The sequence below is a fragment of the Methanomethylovorans sp. genome (genome assembly GCF_041447285.1).
In the GTDB taxonomy this organism is placed as follows: Archaea; Halobacteriota; Methanosarcinia; order Methanosarcinales; family Methanosarcinaceae; genus Methanomethylovorans.
The window spans coordinates 87,064-106,677 of sequence record NZ_JBGMEB010000005.1; the positions used below are offsets into that span (position 1 = coordinate 87,064).

The window sequence follows — 19,614 nt, forward strand, 5'->3', positions numbered from 1 at the left end:
ATGAAATATATAGGCATATTCAGTTCAGTGTACGAAAAGTATCTCTTAAGAGAGCTATCTCGCAGCCCGGATTCCATTCCTGGGAATCTCACCTTGGTAATATCAGAGAGTGACCTGCTTTATGGAAATGGAATGGATAAAGTAAGAACATACATTCTCTGGTGTTTGGAACTGCACATCAGAGTTATAAGTATTTATGTAGATGTGCTGGATACTGAAGAGTATCTTCGCTTGGCAACGATGGCCAGCCTGATAGATCCTCTTAGTTTGATGATGGACCAGCTGCCAAAAGAAATTGGGTTCGAGATGTATGATGCCACAGGGGAGACTGTCAAGGCCAGAAATGGCTCGTTGCTTATGGTTTATGTAGCTATCGGTTTTGGTGGGCGCGGCGAGATCACAAAAGCTGTAAGGAACATACTTGAAGATGTGAAGAACAAAAAGATTAGCCCTGAAAGAATTGAGGAAAAAACCATAGAATCCCACCTTCTGTTAAAGCATGAGCCTGATATGGTTATAAGAGCTGGGGGTAAACATCTGTCGGATTTCATGATCTGGCAATCTGCATATTCAGAACTTTTCTTTACAGATGTTAATTGGAGTGGCTTTAGAAAGATCGATCTGCTAAGAATTCTTCGGGATTTCCGCAAAAGGCAGAGAAGATATGGAAAATGATCACATTTTGCGCTGCATCCTAACAGCATTGTCATCAAGATAATAACCCATTATTATTTCTTTTTTCTCGAATCCATGTGCCTGGTAGAATTCCTGTCCTTCCAGGTTATTTTCTCTAACTTCAAGTGTCATGTTCTCATACCCATAATAGATGGCAAGGTGCATACATTTTTCCAACAATAATGATCCCACTCTATGTCTTCGATATGCAGGATGTACTGCAATGCTGAGCAGGTGTGCATTATCTATGAATACCCCCAGTATCGCGTATCCCTGTATTTCCTTTTGTTCTTCATATACAATAAAACCAGGATTACTCAGATTAGCCCTGAAAAGAAAGTCTGGCCAGGGTATAGGAAATGACAGTTCTTCTATGGTAACTATTCCTGGTATGTCTTCTTCTTGTGCCTTGCGTATAAGGTGCATCCTCGGTCATTATGAACAGTACAGTATTTATAGCTGGCATTCGAAGTGTTTACGATGTACGGGGTAATAGTATGTACCAAATGCAGGCTGCACGCACAGATTATAGAAGTGGGTGTTTCCAGGACTGTGCAATGCCAGATGTGTGGTGCCAGGTTGCAGGTAAGAAAGCTCCAATTGCTAAGTACTTCTGAGGACCGTGAGGAAATTGTCAGGGCTCGCACTTTGATACAAGCAAAGATACAAGCAGATCGGCATATTCATGCGGTCCATGCACAGAGTTTCCAGTGTAATAAGCCTGAGAACATTAGTTCTGTAGGCGAAATTTGTTTAACTAAACTCGAAGCTAGCAGAAAAATCCGTAGTAAAGATCCTGCTTCTATCATACTTGAGAACATTAGTTCTCAGGGTGAAATGAGTATTGACGAATTGGAAAATAAATGTGCATCATTAGATATTGATAAGGATGTGATTAAGAAGACTATTGCCAGGTTGTTGGAAGCCGGAAATGTCTATTCTCCTGCAAAAGGGAGAATTAAGAAAGTCTGATTTTCTTGTAATCAGTCTTAATTATACAAAAGCTTATTTAAAAAGAACACTTATCTAAGATGTCCAAGCGATGGACTTCTGAAAATACAGAACACTTTTGATTGGTTAAAACATGGCAGACATAACCCTTGATATAGTTGAGCTTTTGCTTACCACTCATATATATAACAAATACCCGGAACTAGAAATAAACGATCTTCCAAAAAATGTGCGAAAGAATTACTGGAGCCGGGAAAAAAGAACAGTTTCCAGACCTCTGTCCGTTTCTAATTCGGATATTGAAAAACTCTTTGAGATAAAGGAACTTAAGGGTGAGATAAGATCACTGCCATTCATAGATGCAAATGACCGCGATTTTCGTGTCCGTCTCACGGCTTTTGAAGTTGCTGCAGAATGGTTTGAGAAAAGGGAAGGGGCCCTTGAAAAGATAGCGCATAATCCATGTCTGGCATATTACTATGAAAAGAAGAAGCTGGAAGGTGTAAATTATGCTGATGCCCGCAGTAAGATCAGGCCTAAGGAAGTCGACAGAGAGTGGATCGAATCCTTAGTAAACGCTATTGCTGCTGAGGAAGGGGGCGAGGATATGCTTAAACTTGTCCAGATCAAGGCCCCTGAAGACATTGTCCAGCCTTTGAAAGATCTTGTGCTCACCAAAGAACAGGAAGGCGAGGTAGAGAAGATCGTAAAGGCTATTCAGTACAGGGATTATCTTAACAAAATAGGCCTGTATGATATCGGAAAGATACTTATGGTTGGTCCGCCGGGAACTGGCAAGACAAGTGTTGCAAGGGCAATGTCCGAACGTCTTGCAATACCCTTTGTAGAGGTAAAGCTCTCCATGATCACTGATCAATACTTGGGGGAAACTGCAAAGAACATAGACCGAGTGTTCGCCCTTGCAAAAAGGCTGAACCCCTGCATTCTGTTTATTGATGAATTTGATTTTGTTGCCAAGACACGTACATCAGACGAGCATGCAGCTCTTAAGAGAGCAGTAAATACTCTGCTCAAGGCTATCGATGATGTAAGTCTTACAAGGGATGGAGTGTTGCTAATGGCAGCTACGAACCATCCAAAGATGCTTGATTCTGCAGCCTGGAGAAGATTTGATGAGATTATGAATTTCCCGCTACCAGATGAGGAAATGAGAAAACACATACTTGACATAATCACCAAATCTATACCTGGAAAATTCGATAATTCTGAGATAGCATCTCTCACTGAAGGGTACAGTGGTTCTGATTTGCGGATGGTCATCAGGGAAAGTGTACTGACCGCTCTCATCGAAGAAAGAACTGAACTCACCCAACAGGATATGCTCAATGCGGTTGACTCTTTCAACGAAAGGGCAGTTATGAAAACCGACGAATATTCTGATCAGGTCTAACACATATGAAGATCACTCTTCTGGGCACAGGTGATGCTCCTGGTACCCCTGTTATAGGATGCACATGCCCAACCTGTATGGATGCCCACAGCGGCGGACGCAGCATGAGGACAAGGTTTTCGATCCTTATCGAATCAGAGAAAGGAAAGGTACTTGTGGATACAGGGCCGGATTTGCGCACCCAGTTACTTGGTATTGGTATCCGCCATATTGATGGAGTAATCTGGACCCACACCCATTATGATCATTTCGCAGGTTTTGCTGAGTTCCACAGGGTACAGTACAATGTGGATGTGTATGGAATAAAAGATACTTTGGATTATATACTGGAATATCTGCATTTCATGCATCCTCAGCGTCATGAAGTGAATATGTATAGTCCTTTTTTTCTGATAGGTCTGGAATTCACACTATTCGAGGTCATGCATCCTCCGGCTAAGAAGCCAGTTGGAGTAATGATTAAAGAAGGTAATAAAAAAGTAGTTATTACAGGGGATACACAGCGCGATATTTGTTCCAGGAGCCTTGAACTGATCAGGGATCCCGATCTGCTGATCGCCGATGCAATAGTGCCTCCAACTGTGGAAGTTAAAAAGCACATGAATTCTGAAGAGGCATTGGACCTCGCGAAGTCAATTGGTGCAAAAAGAGTTGTTTTCACTCATCTTAGCCACTATTTTGCACCACACGAGATTGCATCCAAAGAATTGCCATTGGGATTCGATGGAATGAAGATCGACCTCTAGGCAAATACGTCATAAATTGAATTATATCCGCGGCTTTTTTCCACTCGCTCGAGCTTCTATTTGTTCTCTCAGTTTTCTTAATTTTCTCCTCTTGTTTAGAGAATCCATTATCACTATTAAAGCAAGGGAACCCAATATCACTCCTACAATCAGAAGACTTCTGGGTGCTGATTCTTTATAGAACTTTACTCCTATGAGCTTTAATGTGTTGGAAGGTGTCTGAATCTCTCTGTTGAATGTGGTTTCAAGCATAGTTACTAAAGAGCTTTTGTCTGCATTCGTATTATTCCATACCAGATTCATCCTTCCGTAATTATCATAGTATATTTGATCTGGTTTAGGTCTTGCTCTGCCGATCAGCAAATTACCTGTGGTGTAACTCTCAGGGAGGACTACACGGACTACCGATGGTGTCTGTGCGATGTGGAGGAATTCCTGACCCGTGGATGAGGTCATTGTATATGCTACATAACCTCTGATGGGCTCAGTGAAATTAAGATAAATATGCTTTTGTCCCTTCGTTACTTTTTCAGAGATCGTGTAGTTAAGGGCTGATACATTTTGTTGTGTTGAATAATTCTCGAAAAGATCGATAGAGGAACTGGTATTATTGGCATAGTCACCTATGACCACTATGTTTGATAATGTCTCAGCATCTGTTTTTGTGAGATCTTCTAAAGGCATGATATCTATTAGTGATTCATTATCGATTATGTTCACAACTTTTACACTTGAATTTGTAGACAGATAAAAAGTACTGGTCCTTGCAAAACCGCCGTTAAGCTCACTTCCATTAAGAAATACATCATATTCATACACCGAAGAATTAGGCGCTATAGGGGTTTTTGCTACATCTGTGCACCCTGAGAGGGAAATTACTGCCAGGAAGCAGGCAACCAGCAAGATTTGTCTATTCATCGTATATCAAATATCATATTATTAATTTAATATATCGCTTTCAAGTATCCTAGACTATAAGTTTTTTCTTCATGAGATTCATGGATAGTACAAAAAATAGCACAGATACCATTAAGATCCAAGCTAGGTCTAAAAGCAGGCCAAACTCTAAATATCCGTAAGCAAGTGTCCTTATCACCCGTACTATATGAGTGAGAGGCAGAAATGCCAGAGCAAAGTACTGTATGGGTTCTGGCAGCACATCCAATGGGAAGAATGTTCCGCTGAACAGGAACATAGGGGTAATGAATAACAGAGCGGGATAGTTAAGTGCCATGATGTTTGGCGTGATTGCCGTAAAACACATACCTATGCAGGCGAAGAGCAACCCCCCCAGGAATGCAAAGGGAATTATTAAAAGCGAATACTTAAGATCTATCAGTCCAAAGGCTGCAATCACAGGTACCATCACTAAAGCATTTATGGTGCTGCGTGTGGCTCCCCATAACAGTTCACCTGCAATCACATCCTCTATGACCAGCGGAGTGGCTATAATCGCATCAAATGTTTTTTGGTAATACATTCTTACATACGAACCATAGGTACATTCGAAGAAAGAAGCGTACATTACAGACACTGCTATCAATGCAGGAGCTATAAATTGTGCATAGGAAACGCCGCCAATTTCGTCCACAAAGGTACCAAGTCCAAATCCCATTGCCAGCAAGTACAATATAGGTTCCAGGAAAGGTGGCAGAAAATTAAGTTTAAAGTTCTTCATGAAAACATCTTTATTTCTCAACCAGACCTTTAGGAGTCTTCTGTCAAGTTCAGGGATTTGGAAATATTGCAAATAGGACAAATTTTCACTCCCTTAGCTTTCTCCCAGTGATTTTAAGAAATACATCTTCAAGGGTAGCTTTTCGTGTGGTGATTTTATCTAGGGCACATTCCAGGCTGAGCTGGTCCGTAATATGCATTGGGTCATTAGTATATATCACTATGATGTCTCCCATCACTTCATAGCTCGCTTCGTTCTTTTGCAAGCATTCCACAATCTCAGGATAATTATCTACTTCCACTACTCCGGTTCCAATATTGTCTTTTATGATCTGTCCGGGCTCTCCTTCCACAAGTATTTTTCCATAGTCCATAACCACAAGCCTGTCACATAATTTCTCGGCTTCATCCAGGTAATGGGTCGTGAGCACAATAGTGACTCCTCTTTTTTTGAGAGACCGCAGTTTATCCCATATTAGGTGCCTGGCCTGGGGATCAAGGCCAACTGTAGGTTCATCGAGTATTATCAGTCTAGGATTGTTCAACAATGATCTGGCAAGTACCAATCGACGTTTCATCCCACCTGAGAGTGATTCAGTCATAACGTTCTTTTTTTCGAGAAGCTGAACAAAATCCAGTAGTTCTTCGATACGCCTTTCTGCATCATCTCTCGGAATATCAAAATATCTTGAATAATTCCGAAGGTTTTCATACACAGTGAAATCCGGATCAAGGTTATTCTCCTGTGGTACCACGCCCATTAACTTTTTAATTTCACGTTGGTGATCAGAGACGTCCATCTCAAAGACTTCAAGCTTACCTGATGTCTTGGGTGAAACGCACTGGATCATTTTCATGGTGGTTGTTTTTCCTGCACCGTTTGGGCCAAGGAAACCGAACATCTCTCCTTCTTCCACTTGAAAAGTTACGCCATCAACAGCTGTGAGTGCACCGTATCTTTTCACAAGCCCCTCTGCTTTGATTATAGAATTTATATTCACCACCTTATTATTAAGGTGGGAGATAGCTTCTTATGCTTTTCGATGAGATACTGAATTACGAAAACTTTATGTCAGAAGCTTTCCTCCTTACTTACAGGGCTAACAATGGCACAGCTACAGAACCTAATTGTGACAGCAGAAGCAAAAAGATCTTTCCAGACTCTTCTCAAAGCTGCAAAGATATTGGGATTAACTGATAAATATAGCAATACTGGTCCTTTCACTATTTTTGCGCCGGTGGAATCAGCTTTTGATGTTATCCCTGAAGAGGTCATAGAAGAGGCCTTTGCTGATACTCCATACTTAATGGGAATCATAAATTATCATATAGTTGAAGGCAAATACATGCTCCGGGATCTCCAGAAAATTGATTATTTGAAGACCATAAGCGGTAAAGACTTGAAAATAAAACACAATGGTGGTATTTTGATAGATACTGCCAGCATAATAGAGCCAGATATCGAATGCAGCAATGGTGTCATCCATGCAATAAGTGATATTTTGATTCCTTGAAGACTATTGACGTGATGACTTTAATTCTTTTTTGTGTCATGCCGTCGCTTCAAGTCACAGGCTGCTTCTAAAAAGTCTATATTTTGTCTTATATGTGTCAGACAAAATAATCAATCAAACAAATATATCTAAAAAATTAAATTATAATATATGGGGCCGTGGAGATTTGAACTCCAGTCACTAGACCCCCAGTCTAGTAGGATGGTCCAGGCTACCCTACGGCCCCATTAGGGACAAGCATACCCTAATGTACATTGTAGTATATCTCTTTTTCCGATGGGGTTGATATGGCCGAAGCCCAAATATTGTATGCTTCTATAACCTCTGAGCCTTCCACAAATATCATTCCGTGTTTGTCGGCATAGGCTTTGGCATCTTCTTTTGACAATGCTCTGCCTGTATTATCATCCAGCATCTCGCATACCACCATAGCTGGAGTAACATTGGCTATCTTTGCGAGTGCAATGGAGAGTTCAGTCTGGCCAAGCCTCTCGTTTATCAATCCTTTTGCTGCCCTAAGAGTTGCTACGTGGCCAGGAGTACGGAACTCAGAACCAAAGTTCACTTTTTCTCCGGCAAGAGTTTTTTCCACAACATCTCCAAGCTTTTTTATGGTAAGGGCCCGGTCATTGTCCGGTATGCCTGTACGAGTATTTCTATGATTTACCCAGATAGAGAAAGAAGAACGTGAATCATATCTTAGGTCTCCTCCCCTTTCTACGGTGGTTCCAAGGGTACCGCTGCACTCATGTGCGGAACGAACCACATCCGCCATAAAAGGCAAATCCATCTTTTCACAGGCTACAGGATCCAGTGCCACACATATAAGCCCCCCGCCATCCTTGCGCATGATTTTTACATCTTCAGGTGTCACAGCCTGAGCAAGGATTGTAAGGTCTGTTTCGGCCTCTCTGCCTTCTGCATCAAAAAGTAGAAACATCTTACCCTGCCTTATGGCATCTATGGCCTTTACTATGTTATTGGTGTATCTTTGTTCACCTATCATTTTATCCCTCGCATTTGCCTGTTTTTTCCACTAATATGTTCACTTCATCTCCATCTTTTAAATGAAGCGTTTCCCGCAGGTTTACAGGAGCTATGATCTCCAACAGATTGGTTGGGTAATGTGTTCTTTCCGGAATAATAACTACACTCTTTATTCCGTTTATTTTTATTAAATAGCACTTCCCGGAACCGAAAGTACGTTTTCCGTCATTGAAACCCTGTATACATATTGGCTTTACACAATCCATTTGCTGGCGTATTGCAATACTTGTTTCATTCAGTTTTACATTCAGAGTTCCTGGAAAAGGTTGAAATCCAAGTTTTTCAGAGAACTGTGACATGTATCCATTTTGTGCGATGTAGTACTGTCCTTCACCAAGGCCTGCTATGACCTTACCATGCAGTTTAATATCTGCATCATCTTTGCAGAATATGAGTTGGTATTCAGCGTATTCTTTGCTCAGTAGATTCACGCCTTCGGGAGTGAGCATTATTTTCTGTCCGCCCGGAACTAATTGGCGTTCTATGTATTTGTCATCCTCAAGTTGTTTGAGTAGCCTTGCTGCTGTTTTGGAACTGGTTGTAGTATATTGCGCAAACTCAGCAGAAGATATCTTTATAAGGTTTTCAATAGCACCAAGTAGCGCTAATTTCTTTAAAGGTTCTGCAGCATACATCATAATAGTCACATCTCATATTAGAGACGAATCTCATATTTGAGAAGGCAAATAGATAAAGGTTTTGATGGAAGCTTTTTTTGTTATAAGTTAGTGAAAAACCGGGAGTAATTCCCAATCAATTGGTTATACATGCAAAAAAGAAGAACAGGAATGAGGTATAACCTCATTCTTCAACGATAGTGACTTTTTTCATCACGTCTTTTGCCTTAATTTTATTGACAACATCCATGCCCTCAATTACCTGGCCAAAAACCGTATGTACTCCATCAAGATGGGGCTGAGGTGAATGGGTGATGAAGAACTGGCTTCCACCAGTATCCTTGCCGGCATGTGCCATGGAAAGTGCTCCTTTTCCATGTTTGCGTGGGTTGCCTTTTGTCTCACACTTGATGGTGTATCCTGGTCCTCCCGTTCCGTTTCCCTTTGGACATCCTCCCTGGATGACGAAGTTAGGAATGACTCTGTGGAATGTCAGTCCATCGTAGAATCCCTGTTTAATGAGTTTTTCAAAGTTTTCTACAGTTTTAGGCGCATCCTTTTCGAACAATTCTAGAACAATGTTTCCTTTTTCGGTCTCAATGATAGCTTTCTTCATTATCCCACCTTATTTCAAGTGCTTAAAGGATGTGATTGATTTAAGGATTTCTATGATTACTTATTCGATCCTCTTATCACTATATTATTTGAATTGTTTATATTCCGTCTCAGCGTTCAATACTATTTAAGTCACAATATTTTTATAAAAAGACTTGTATAATATACTTGATGGATGATAGAGGTCAGATTGCCATGGACTTCCTGCTTGGAGTTTCATTGGTGCTCATTGCTATAGGTTTTACAGTGCAGTTTGTTCCAGGTATTTTTATCTCCGGCTCTGCAGGAGAGGAAAAGCTTGGTTATGCTGCATATCGGACTTCCTGCATCCTTGCCGAGGATCCCGGCTGGTGGTCCAATAGCACATCTAGTGGCACTGGTTGGGAAGAACATACTGGAAGTGTTCAACGTATCGGTCTTGCTGCAGATGATGATGTTAATTCAAGACTCACAGATACCCCAAATATGCTATCAAAGGAAAAACTAATTCAGTTCAAGCAATTATCTGAAACTGAGGTTGTGCGCAAGCTAGGGTTGTTTGATAGTGTCAAAGGCACACAGATGAATTACGAGTACAATATCTCTTTTCTGATGAATGGCCAGCCGTTGGTGTTAGATAACTACACTATGATAAGAGGCAAACCTTTGCGCCCTGATCAGAACATGGCAAAAATAATTCGTGTAGTGCTGTTAGAAACGGGCAATTTCTCTGTTTTCGATGGCAGGTCTCTTACTACGGATTCGAATAATTCAGGTCATGCAAATATAAATTTTGCCGGTCCGGCAACAGAGAATCTTACTATCCAGATAACAAATTTTAATTCCGGTTCTAATGCTATGTTTGTTAATGCTAGTATAAACGGCTCAACATTATCTTCTTCCGACTACACTGTACTAAGAAGACATCTTTATGGTAACTTCAGTTCATATTCAAGTTCAAGCACCTTGTTGAACAATGATAGTCTGCTCATTGATTTTAATAAAGACCTTTTCCTTTCTAATAAATCTTATCAGGTGAGGCTTAATTTCCATAATGTGACCTTTACTCAAAAGGGTTCACCATATTCCAGTTATGGAGATAACATTCAGAAGATATACGAATCTGCTCAGCTGGTAGTGGAGGTGTGGTGATGGACAATAGGGCTCAATTACAGACACTAGAAGGTCTTGGAGCTGCTTTACTTATCACAATGACTGTTGTGATCATCACACAAAGTGCCACAGTGATAACGCCCCAGCATGAAATGATGCTTGATGTACAGCTTGAACAAATGGCATACGATGTACTAACTTTGTTGGATGTTGCTCCGTCTTATGTAATGGGTGCCAATCTCACAGAATGTGTTGCGGGATGGAATATGAATCAAGCTACCATGAAACATAACAGCATGCCTCATTTGGATAGTGAACTCTCCTTTTTGTTGCCAGGACTTCTCTATAATGTGGATTTTTCTTATGTTAATAATAGCAACCTTGTTACAAAGAATGCTATTCTCAACGGTTATCCAACAGACGATGCTGTGGTTGCGCGTAGAACAGTCATGTTGACAAAGCCTCAGGTTGCTGAGGCCAATGGCGCGTGGGATATAGAATCCAATGAACTTCAAGTGGTGGAGGTGAGGCTCACAGTATGGCAGGTTTAAGAGACAACACCTCGGGACAATTGATCATCCTTTCTGGATTTGTACTCTGCATTTCGCTGGTAACTCTTGCAGTGCTGGTGAACCAGGCAATGATCACAGGTTTTCATTCATCGAACGCTGTTTTGGATTTCCCTAAACAGCAGATAAGGGATATTACATCTCAAACAAGGGAAAGTTGTGAGAGCATTACAAAACTTGCTCTTAACCAGAGTAACAATCAGAGTATAGAATACAATTACAATTCATTCTTTAATCAGTATAAACAACAGATGTCAATACTTTATGCAGCTCATGGAGAAGAAGTAACTCTTTCCCTCAGCAAAATGAACCTCACATCTATTGGAAGCAATTCTTCAGCTGGGGGTACTGTTTGGGTTAACATAACGTATAACAATGGCATGACCTACTACGCTTCCGAACCAGAGATTATTGAGGTGGGACCATGAGACATCTGTTCAAAAATGAGGATGCTATTTCTGTAACTATGGAATATATCATCTTTTCAATGTTATTCATTACTTTTTTCATTCTGTTATACGTGAGTTTCGGCGATATAGTGATGAATGGGCCGAAAGAAACAGTGATTCAGAATGATTTCAGTGACATTGGTAACATGATGAGCACTCTGGTAACAGACATGTACCTGATACTTCCGGAAAATGGTGTAATCGAATCTGATTATATGATACCTGCTGAAGTTGGCGGAGAAGCATATACTATAAATGCCAACCTTGCTATGACAGACCAAATATTTGAACTGGAGTCTGCATCAGGCGAGGAAACCAGCGTTACTATAAGCGGAATAGCAACTACAATACCCATCAATGGTACTGTTTCAAGTAGTACTATAAATCACAGGATCAGCTATGACTCAAGAAAATAGAAATGATGCTGCTGTTACCGAAACAGTAGGTTTTATTTTGATGTTCTCCATCGTGATATTGTCTATGAGCATGATTTACATATTAGGATATCCAATACTGCAGAAACATATTGAATCCAGTGTGTTTGAAAATGCCCAGCAAAGTTTCATTGTATTGCAAAGTGACATGAAAAGGGTTGCATTTGAGCAGGTGCCTGTGAAAACAATGAAGATCAAACTGCACTCTTCAACTCTGTCTATAGACGATAGTTCTTCAATATTGATCAACTATTTTTATGCTAATGGAACAAATCATTCTCTCTTCTACAACACAGGAGAGATTGAATTCACCAAAGATGAGAAGGTATTGACGTATGAAAATGGAGGAATATGGGCAAAACAGCCTCCCTCAGGAGCAATAATGGTATCAAAGCCCCCGATCTACACCAGCAAACTAAACAATGCCAACATGACAACCATCGGCGTGGTGAATATCAACGGCCACCGTTCAACGGGCGGTAATGGAATAACAAGTATAACTATGGAACACAACAGCAGTGATCTCATTACTCCTCAAGAGAAAGTGGATGTTACAGTTCAAATAAATAGTGTGTATGCCAACCAGTGGGCAAGATATCTTGAAGAAAATGGTTTTGATATAATTAGTTCCAGCTCATCAAGTGTATCTGCTCGTAGGGCTCAAACTTGGCTTATTATAGGTAGGCATGATGTAGATGTTTCAATAATGTGAACTTGAATATTATTTGGTATTTTCAGAACTACTTTATGTGTTATACTACTTTATGTGTTTTCGGTGATTAGCACCCGAATATCGATAGGTATTTATCTGAGTTGGCTTATCGTATATTCGATAGTTGCTATTTAAATAGTAATGACTTTCACAAAAGCACGGAGAGTAAGAAATATGGTAGCAGTAATCAATGTCAGTGAATGTGTAGGCTGTGGAACATGTATTGATGAGTGCCCTGCAGAGGCAATAACACTAAACGGTGAGAACATTGCAGTAGTAGATGCAAATGAGTGTCTGGACTGCGGTGCATGTGTTGATGTGTGCCCAACCAGTGCTATATCAATGGAATAAGTCTCTATTATTCCTCTATTTTTTGTATAGTATCCTTTATTTGAGGTTATAACATGGCAGAACCAATCAGAGCTGGAATCTTGGGTGCTACAGGAGCCGTCGGGCAGAGATTCATTCAGGCACTTGCTGACCACCCATGGTTTGAAATTACATCCCTCGCTGCATCCGATAAAAGCGCTGGCAAGAAGTACAAAAATGCAGCTAACTGGAGGCTGGATGTAAAACTTCCGGATAGTGTTGCAGATATGGAAATCGTACCTGTGGACCCTTCCAAGGTTGATGCAGATGTTGTTTTCTCTGCATTGCCTGCAGGTCTTGCAACTACTGTGGAAGCAGACTTTGCCAAAAATGGTTTTGCTGTGGCAAGCAATGCTTCTTCTCATCGTATGGAGAAAGATGTGCCTTTGGTAGTTCCCGAAGTCAATGCGGACCATCTTGGCCTCATTGAAGTACAGCAGGATAACAGGGGCTGGGATGGGTATATCATTACAAATCCGAACTGCTCCACAATTATGCTGGTAGCTACACTCAAACCTCTTATGAAATTTGGTATCCAGAATGTAACCGTAGCCACAATGCAGGCTATCTCTGGTGCAGGTTATGATGGTGTGCCTTCAATGGCTATTCTCGATAACGTGGTTCCATATATCGGCGGTGAAGAAGAAAAGATGGAGACTGAACCTCTCAAATTATTGGGTGAGTTCAATGGATCAGAGATCATAAATGCTGATTTCAAAATGAGTGCCTCGTGTAACAGGGTGCCTGTTATGGATGGCCACACAGAGTGTGTATGGATCTCCATGAGGGATAACCCAACTCCTGCACAGGTAAGGCAGGAATTCCTCAACTTCAATCCACATTTGGGAGACTTGCCCACTGAACCAGAGCAGGTGCTTATTGTAAGAGATGAGCCTGATAGGCCACAGCCTCGCCTTGACCGCAATATGGGTAGAGGAATGAGCGTCAGCGTAGGACGTATCAGAGAAGGTATACGCTATGTTCTGATGGGGCACAACACTGTTCGTGGAGCAGCTGGTGCTAGTGTGCTCAATGCTGAACTCCTGCATAAGCAAGGTAAGCTCTGAACGTAGAAACATCTAGTGAGAACTGATGCCGCGTCTGATATTATTCATCTTGACAGTTTTACTGGCAATGGGGATAATATCAGTTGCTGTTGCATCGGAAGTAAACACCATTTTTGAACTTGAATTAGTGCCACTATCGGAGATTGTCAATAATCCAACAGCATATGATAGTACTATGGCTTATCGCAAGATCAGCGTTATTGGAAATATATCTGAGATTGATAAACATCTAGTTACCATTAACCAGGATAATTATGAACTAAAAGTGGACAACACTAATGATCAGTTACTTGTAGGTTTTAATGTAGGAGATAGTATCAAGCTCACGGGCCAGTTTCTATATGATCCCATGGGTACTAGTATGTTTTATCCTAAATATACAATGCATTATCCTATCGTACAGATGGGTGAGGTAAACATAAGTGCTATTGTTTCCAATGCATCAGAGTTCAACGGGAAATATGTTACGGTGGCAGGCAATATAACTGAGATCAAGTCAACAATGGGGGGGTATATTGTTGATCTTTCAAGTCTGGATAGTGACCAAAGGATCCGCGTATATTACTATGGGTCAACTGATCTCAAGCCCGGTGAGATAGTAAGTGTAACTGGCCTTTTCAATGGTGGTGGCCTGCATAGTGAACAGATGGGTATAAAACGTCCTCCTTTGTCTATTAGTACATTCATACCCGGTTTTACGGGTCTTTGGACTTTGTTTATTCTTGGATTATTAGTTATATATATGAAGCATGAATGACTTAAAACCTCAAGATCATCATGTTAATTGCATTATCAGTTGGAGGGTCTATTCTTGCAAAGGACCTTAGTCCTGAGGGTTTCCGTGCCTATGCCGATATGCTCAAGGAGCTGTCGAAAGAACACAAAGTAATTGTTGTCGTCGGAGGAGGCGTTGCTGCCAGGGATTATATCCGGACTGCAAGAAGCTTGGGAGCTAATGAAGCCGCATCCGATTATATCGGTATATCCATAACCCGTTTGAATGCACAGCTACTTATTACTGCACTTGGAGATGATGCATATCCAGAGCCCCCTATAGATTACAAAGAAGCCTGGAAAGCTCTGTCCTCAGGCAAGATAGTTGTTATGGGAGGCGTAATTCCAGGACAGACCACTGATGCTGTAACTGCCATAGTTGCTGAATACCTTAAAGCTGATCTGATTGTTATTGCAACCTCTGTAGACGGAGTATATTCCGCTGATCCCAAGAAAGATCCTAATGCTGTCAAGTATGAAACGATGACTGCCAAAGAGCTTGTAAAAATAGTAATCTCTACTGAGATGAAGGCTGGTTCTCAATCACCTGTGGATCCTCTGGCAGCTAAGATCATAGAGCGTTGTAACATAAATACTATTGTCATGCACGGTGCCGATCCAAAGAACGTAGCAAATGTCATTATGCAGGAAAAGGAAGGCTCTGCATCTCAAAAAGGAGTTCATCTAGGTACACGTATAATTGGATAAACTTCTGTGGTCGTTATGAGACTCAGAATATTTCTTACAGTTTTTTTCTTTTTTATCACACTGGTCTTTCCTGCTGCGGCATCAGGGGAGGCTCGCATCATAGGCTTATATGCAAACGGAGATTTATGTGAAGTTACTATTGGATTTTCAGAGGATTTACGTAATGTAACTTTAAGATATGATCTGATGTCTAGTAATCAGCTGATCAATTCCAAAATACTTGAGTTTGGTAATGTGCATGCAGGAAATATTACCAGAATTGATTTGTGGGATGATGAGCTCGAAGAGAACACCTATGTTTTACGTGCACAGGTGTTTGTAAACGGAGCGCTTGCTGATAGCCAGCAGATCACATTTGTACATGGCAATGAAGCATTGCTGGAATTCAAAGTTGCAGGTTTCAACTCTGATAATAAGGGTTCAGTGGTTGTTATCAGTCCTACTAACGTCTATCGCCCTTCTGTAGTCGATCTAACCTTTGAGATCTTCAAGGCGAATGAGTTAGTTTATTCTGAGACCTTAGAGGATGTTTCTGTAATCCAGTCCATGGAGAAGAGCATAAAGTGGCCTATTTTGCTTGAGAATGAACGAGAGTATGTTACGGTGCTAAAAATACACAGTCATGAACCAGATATCACATCAGCTTACATTTCTACTTTTACTGCAGAGCAGGATGTAGAAATAATATCTGATGACGTAGAATTGGATGAGTATGGTGCAAGTATCACACTACAGGGTATGTCTCAGGTGCCTTTCTACGGGAAGGTAGGTATTAATTTGATGAACGGTGAGTCTAATATTTCCTTTTATGAAGAAACCGATGTTATCACATTAAACAAAGAGGACACTGTCGGCTTTCTCTGGGAAGATATTCCTGCAGGGAACTATACTGTGGAAATACTTGCAATTAATAATGAAGGCAGGACCCTTGATCGCTATGAGACTGCCGTGAGGATCACAGAATTGCCTGCAATCCCGACGGAACAAAATAAAGAGTTATCTGGTCTGAACATTGTTAACAGCATTGCAGTTTTCTTGACTGTTTTTCTCCTATTACGCATCAAAAGGTGATAAGATGCTTGATCTCATCATCAAGAATGCTACTCAACGCAAGGTGAGAACTACATTGACCATTTGTGGCATAGCACTGGGCATATTCGCTCTGGTGGTAATGGGAGCTATGTCCGAGAATTTTGGGCAGACATTTGAAAAGTCTATGAGCCTTACAAGCGACAAAATAAGGGTCTTTGCAGAAAGCGGTATTTTTGGCGGGGGTCTGAGCGAGCATAAAGTTTCAGATGTACGGCGTGTGGCAGGAGTCGAGGATGCCTATGGGGTGCTGGTCACATTGTTCGATGAAGACCAGTTCGGTATGAGTGGCAAGCAGGTCCTAGGAGTTCCACCGCGGAAATCGAGAAATGTACTAGAACCTGTGGAGCTCAAAGCGGGTAGATTCCTTACAGCGGGGGATACATACCAGGCAGTGGTGGGAAAGAACATTGCCGGTGAGTACGATCTGGATATAGGCAGTACCCTTGTATTAAATGAGAAAAGGTTCACAGTGGTGGGCATTATGGAATACACGGGTTCTATCTTTGACAGCTATGCTACTATTCCTCTTGATACGGCTCAAGATGTGTACAATGCTGAAAATTCCATCACATATATCTTCGCCCAGCCAGCACCAAGGGTAGATGCTGAACTTCTGTCAAAACGGATCGAGCTGAGTGTAAAAGGAGTAAACACAATTTCCCCCAATGAACTGAAGGAGCAGGCAGGGCAATCTTTGCTGATATTCAGCGTAGTGACCATAAGTTCTGCTATTCTTGCAGCTATTATAGGAGGGTTGAGTGTGATGAATACTATGCTCATGTCTGTTGCCGAAAGGACACGTGAGTTCGGTATTCTAAAGGCAATGGGCGCAGAGACAAAGGACATAATACTCCTTACTTTGGGAGAGGCTGCTCTTCTGGGTGTCATAGGGGGAATTATTGGAATCATTGCTGGAACTGCGGCAGCGTATGCTCTCAATTCATGGCTTGCAGCCAAAGGTATAATCTTGTTTACGGTAACTTACAGGCTACTTTTCATTGCTATGCTTTTTGCGACTCTTATAGGGATGGCATCAGGAGCCTACCCGGCTTATAGAGCAGCGAGTATGAGCCCCATGGAGGCTCTGAGGCATGGTTGAACAAATATTGCAAGTAGAAGATCTTTGCAAAACCTACATGCAAGGAAAGATCCTTGTAAATGCATTAAGGGGTGTCACTTTCAACGTTAAAAAGGGTGAACTTGTTGCTATTATGGGACCCAGCGGCTCAGGAAAATCTACTTTGATGGCTCTGGTGGGCTGTCTTGAAAAACCTACGAGTGGCAAGGTGGTGATAAATGGTATTGATATAACTGCTATTCCTGACAGGGAATTGCCCCAAATCAGGCGGGAAATGATAGGTTTTGTATTCCAACACTATAATTTGCTTCCTGCATTATCGGCTCTTGGAAATGTGGAGCTTGCTATGAGATTCTCAGGTATTACTAAAAAAGAGAGGCTTAAAAGAGCAGAAAAGCTGCTGCAGAGATTGGGACTTGAAAAACGTCTGCATCACAAGCCAAATGAACTTTCCGGAGGAGAACAGCAGAGGGTATCCATTGCAAGAGCTATTGCAAACAATCCTTCCGTAATTCTCGCGGATGAGCCTACTGGAGAGGTAGACAGTAGCACAAGAGACAAAATCATAGAGATTTTCGAGGAATTAAGTTTGCAAGGGCAGACTATCATTATAGTGACCCATGACCCGGAAGTTGCAAAGCACTGTGACAGAGTTATCCGTATAATGGATGGAACCCTGTCACAGGAGGAGAGAAGAAATAATCAGCAATATGCTACAAGGTAAGCAGTGTCTTCTGTTTTCTTCTCGGTTTCTGCAGTAGTTACTGAACCTATTTTGTTTCTTGATTCCTTCAAAGCTACCAGATTCATTTCAAGCTGTTGGATCTGCATCTTTGCCCTTAGTACCTTCTCATTTTCAGCCTTCAGTTTTTCCAACAGTTCTGCCTTCTTTTCTTCGCTAATGTTGGAATCAGAAATCTGTTTCTGATACTGCTGAGATACTAAAGCATACTTCTTGAACATTTCATGGAGGGTATCCAGGTTCTTTTCAAGATCAGTTATTGTCTTGTCCATGCCGATCGCTTCCTTCGTTTTTTGAATTTGTTTTATTACGGCTTATCTTTTCACTTAAGCTCTAGTTGAAAAAAGCAAAATATATTATATAAGGATTTCTATACAAAACAATATACTAATAGTCATAATGATGAGGTATTTGATGCTAGTAGCGTATAGAGCTCTAAATACTAAGAAAAAAAGTTAGAAAATAAGCTTGGATAGAGGATTTAGCAAACTCTATCCTAACTTTCACATAGTTGTAATATTGCAGCTTCTGGATGGGAATGTATTACTTCATCCAGTTGCCTTTTACAGTCTGTGGGGATATTCAGAGTAGTATCTTTTTCAATGAAGTCTATTATGGATTCGTTTTCTGTGAGTTCTATAACATCGAAGTCGTTTACCATTAACATTACTTCTAAAATTGACTTCCGAATTGAATCCTCATCCTCTTTTTGAGAGCTGATAACGGCTTTATCATGATGCTTGAGTTCAGCATGCGCTTTTTCAATTTCAGGAGCTAGAATCTCCATTCCTGCTTTCATAGCTCTGGATGCAGCAAGTACCTGAAGAAGCAGTATTTCATCAGACTCAAACATATCTCCTACTTCTCTCATAGCTGCTATGCATCCCTCTTCAGCAAGTATTACGGGATCTATGCCTTTATCTATCCCTTCTGTTACAGCTGAGTTAATTTCCTTTTCATCAAATTCCTTGATGGACTTCCTGATCCTGAAGAGAATATCGTCCTTTGTTTTTTCCATATTGGTTTTTAGCACAATACTACCTCCTGCATCCCTCTATGATTAAGCAGGAACATTGTAATATATTCGACAAAAACCAAGTTGTACTTAAATCTGTCGAGGGCTGAATGTTTATCAATAATCTATCCACTATATTATATAAAAAAAGAAAAATAATATGTACGAATCCACTATTAGTGAACAAAACAACATAAAATATAAAAAATTACTATCTTGTATCGGGAAAAAGGAATAAATTATTCCAAAGAGATAAATGA

At 40.9% G+C, this 19,614-nt stretch carries 26 protein-coding genes and 1 tRNA gene; 17 read left to right on the top strand and 10 right to left on the bottom strand.

From position 1 onward, the window contains the following. The gene (locus ACC612_RS02150) at positions 1–675 is read left to right on the top strand and encodes an undecaprenyl diphosphate synthase family protein (protein WP_371852821.1); all 675 of its coding nucleotides are present in this window, start codon (positions 1–3) and stop codon (positions 673–675) included. Here the strand turns inward: ACC612_RS02150 and rimI are convergent, their stop codons facing one another. After that, positions 676–1,101, bottom strand: coding sequence for a ribosomal protein S18-alanine N-acetyltransferase (gene rimI, locus ACC612_RS02155; RefSeq protein ID WP_371852822.1), 426 nt, complete (start codon positions 1,099–1,101; stop codon positions 676–678). Between the two features lie 54 nt (positions 1,102–1,155). On the opposite strand from rimI, the gene ACC612_RS02160 reads away from it, so the two are divergent. From ACC612_RS02160 to ACC612_RS02170, 3 genes are all read left to right on the top strand, one after another. After that, complete coding sequence (locus ACC612_RS02160) at positions 1,156–1,647, top strand: DUF5817 domain-containing protein (protein ID WP_371852823.1); 492 nt, start codon at positions 1,156–1,158, stop codon at positions 1,645–1,647. Between the two features lie 112 nt (positions 1,648–1,759). Further along, entirely contained in the window at positions 1,760–3,037 is a 1,278-nt protein-coding gene (locus ACC612_RS02165) for an ATP-binding protein (protein ID WP_371852824.1), read from the top strand. 5 nt (positions 3,038–3,042) lie between these two features. After that, positions 3,043–3,783, top strand: coding sequence for an MBL fold metallo-hydrolase (locus ACC612_RS02170; RefSeq protein ID WP_371852825.1), 741 nt, complete (start codon positions 3,043–3,045; stop codon positions 3,781–3,783). Between the two features lie 21 nt (positions 3,784–3,804). Here ACC612_RS02170 and ACC612_RS02175 read toward each other — a convergent pair whose 3' ends face one another. The 3 genes from ACC612_RS02175 to ACC612_RS02185 all read right to left on the bottom strand — a co-directional run bounded on the left by ACC612_RS02175 (position 3,805) and on the right by ACC612_RS02185 (position 6,464). Further along, positions 3,805–4,701, bottom strand: coding sequence for a DUF5803 family protein (locus ACC612_RS02175; RefSeq protein WP_371852826.1), 897 nt, complete (start codon positions 4,699–4,701; stop codon positions 3,805–3,807). A gap of 49 nt (positions 4,702–4,750) precedes the next feature. Next, the gene (locus tag ACC612_RS02180) at positions 4,751–5,461 is read right to left on the bottom strand and encodes an ABC transporter permease (RefSeq protein ID WP_371852827.1); all 711 of its coding nucleotides are present in this window, start codon (positions 5,459–5,461) and stop codon (positions 4,751–4,753) included. Positions 5,462–5,546: 85 nt separating this feature from the next. Further along, positions 5,547–6,464: an ABC transporter ATP-binding protein gene (locus tag ACC612_RS02185; protein ID WP_371852829.1), complete on the bottom strand. Its 918-nt coding sequence runs from the start codon at positions 6,462–6,464 to the stop codon at positions 5,547–5,549. Between the two features lie 102 nt (positions 6,465–6,566). Here ACC612_RS02185 and ACC612_RS02190 point away from each other — a divergent pair, with 102 nt between their 5' ends. Further along, positions 6,567–6,974, top strand: coding sequence for a fasciclin domain-containing protein (locus ACC612_RS02190; protein ID WP_371852830.1), 408 nt, complete (start codon positions 6,567–6,569; stop codon positions 6,972–6,974). 151 nt (positions 6,975–7,125) lie between these two features. On the opposite strand, the gene ACC612_RS02195 is transcribed toward ACC612_RS02190, so the two are convergent. From ACC612_RS02195 to ACC612_RS02210, 4 genes are all read right to left on the bottom strand, one after another. Continuing rightward, positions 7,126–7,200: transfer RNA gene (locus ACC612_RS02195), tRNA-Pro, on the bottom strand. An 18-nt stretch (positions 7,201–7,218) separates the two neighbouring features. Continuing rightward, positions 7,219–7,980: a 3,4-dihydroxy-2-butanone-4-phosphate synthase gene (ribB, locus tag ACC612_RS02200; RefSeq protein WP_371852831.1), complete on the bottom strand. Its 762-nt coding sequence runs from the start codon at positions 7,978–7,980 to the stop codon at positions 7,219–7,221. Between the two features lies 1 nt (position 7,981). After that, on the bottom strand, positions 7,982–8,656 hold the full coding sequence (locus tag ACC612_RS02205; protein ID WP_371852944.1) for a winged helix-turn-helix domain-containing protein/riboflavin kinase: 675 nt from the start codon (positions 8,654–8,656) through the stop codon (positions 7,982–7,984). 166 nt (positions 8,657–8,822) lie between these two features. Continuing rightward, positions 8,823–9,254 carry a peptidylprolyl isomerase gene (locus tag ACC612_RS02210; RefSeq protein WP_371852832.1) on the bottom strand — a complete coding sequence of 144 codons (432 nt, stop codon included), beginning with the start codon at positions 9,252–9,254 and terminating at the stop codon, positions 8,823–8,825. Positions 9,255–9,424: 170 nt separating this feature from the next. Between ACC612_RS02210 and ACC612_RS02215 the strand changes: the two genes are divergently transcribed. The 12 genes from ACC612_RS02215 to ACC612_RS02270 all read left to right on the top strand — a co-directional run bounded on the left by ACC612_RS02215 (position 9,425) and on the right by ACC612_RS02270 (position 18,321). Continuing rightward, entirely contained in the window at positions 9,425–10,384 is a 960-nt protein-coding gene (locus tag ACC612_RS02215; protein ID WP_371852833.1) for a hypothetical protein, read from the top strand. Then, the gene (locus ACC612_RS02220; RefSeq protein WP_371852834.1) at positions 10,384–10,896 is read left to right on the top strand and encodes a hypothetical protein; all 513 of its coding nucleotides are present in this window, start codon (positions 10,384–10,386) and stop codon (positions 10,894–10,896) included. The genes ACC612_RS02215 and ACC612_RS02220 overlap by 1 nt, the downstream gene beginning before the upstream one ends. Beyond that, positions 10,884–11,342, top strand: coding sequence for a hypothetical protein (locus tag ACC612_RS02225; protein WP_371852835.1), 459 nt, complete (start codon positions 10,884–10,886; stop codon positions 11,340–11,342). The genes ACC612_RS02220 and ACC612_RS02225 overlap by 13 nt, the downstream gene beginning before the upstream one ends. Further along, positions 11,339–11,779 (top strand): hypothetical protein, encoded by a 441-nt coding sequence (locus tag ACC612_RS02230; protein ID WP_371852836.1) that lies wholly within the window; start codon positions 11,339–11,341, stop codon positions 11,777–11,779. The genes ACC612_RS02225 and ACC612_RS02230 overlap by 4 nt, the downstream gene beginning before the upstream one ends. After that, positions 11,763–12,509, top strand: a complete 747-nt coding sequence (locus ACC612_RS02235; protein WP_371852837.1) for a hypothetical protein — start codon at positions 11,763–11,765, stop codon at positions 12,507–12,509. Before ACC612_RS02230 ends, ACC612_RS02235 begins: the two co-directional genes overlap by 17 nt. A gap of 174 nt (positions 12,510–12,683) precedes the next feature. Next, positions 12,684–12,860 carry a 4Fe-4S binding protein gene (locus ACC612_RS02240; protein WP_371852838.1) on the top strand — a complete coding sequence of 59 codons (177 nt, stop codon included), beginning with the start codon at positions 12,684–12,686 and terminating at the stop codon, positions 12,858–12,860. Positions 12,861–12,913: 53 nt separating this feature from the next. Next, the gene (gene asd, locus ACC612_RS02245; RefSeq protein ID WP_371852839.1) at positions 12,914–13,945 is read left to right on the top strand and encodes an aspartate-semialdehyde dehydrogenase; all 1,032 of its coding nucleotides are present in this window, start codon (positions 12,914–12,916) and stop codon (positions 13,943–13,945) included. A 25-nt stretch (positions 13,946–13,970) separates the two neighbouring features. Then, positions 13,971–14,702, top strand: a complete 732-nt coding sequence (locus ACC612_RS02250) for a hypothetical protein (RefSeq protein ID WP_371852840.1) — start codon at positions 13,971–13,973, stop codon at positions 14,700–14,702. A 20-nt stretch (positions 14,703–14,722) separates the two neighbouring features. After that, on the top strand, positions 14,723–15,427 hold the full coding sequence (gene pyrH / locus ACC612_RS02255) for a UMP kinase (protein ID WP_371852841.1): 705 nt from the start codon (positions 14,723–14,725) through the stop codon (positions 15,425–15,427). A gap of 15 nt (positions 15,428–15,442) precedes the next feature. Continuing rightward, positions 15,443–16,498 (top strand): hypothetical protein, encoded by a 1,056-nt coding sequence (locus ACC612_RS02260; protein ID WP_371852842.1) that lies wholly within the window; start codon positions 15,443–15,445, stop codon positions 16,496–16,498. Positions 16,499–16,502: 4 nt separating this feature from the next. Then, complete coding sequence (locus ACC612_RS02265) at positions 16,503–17,618, top strand: ABC transporter permease (RefSeq protein WP_371852844.1); 1,116 nt, start codon at positions 16,503–16,505, stop codon at positions 17,616–17,618. Next, entirely contained in the window at positions 17,611–18,321 is a 711-nt protein-coding gene (locus ACC612_RS02270; protein ID WP_371852845.1) for an ABC transporter ATP-binding protein, read from the top strand. Before ACC612_RS02265 ends, ACC612_RS02270 begins: the two co-directional genes overlap by 8 nt. Here ACC612_RS02270 and ACC612_RS02275 read toward each other — a convergent pair. Together ACC612_RS02275 and ACC612_RS02280 are read right to left on the bottom strand one after the other, a co-directional pair. After that, positions 18,300–18,611 (bottom strand): hypothetical protein, encoded by a 312-nt coding sequence (locus tag ACC612_RS02275; RefSeq protein ID WP_371852846.1) that lies wholly within the window; start codon positions 18,609–18,611, stop codon positions 18,300–18,302. The genes ACC612_RS02270 and ACC612_RS02275 overlap by 22 nt on opposite strands. Positions 18,612–18,835: 224 nt before the next feature. Beyond that, a complete protein-coding gene (locus tag ACC612_RS02280) occupies positions 18,836–19,372 on the bottom strand; it encodes a B12-binding domain-containing protein (protein WP_371852847.1) in 537 nt (178 codons plus the stop codon). Positions 19,373–19,614 lie beyond the last annotated feature (242 nt).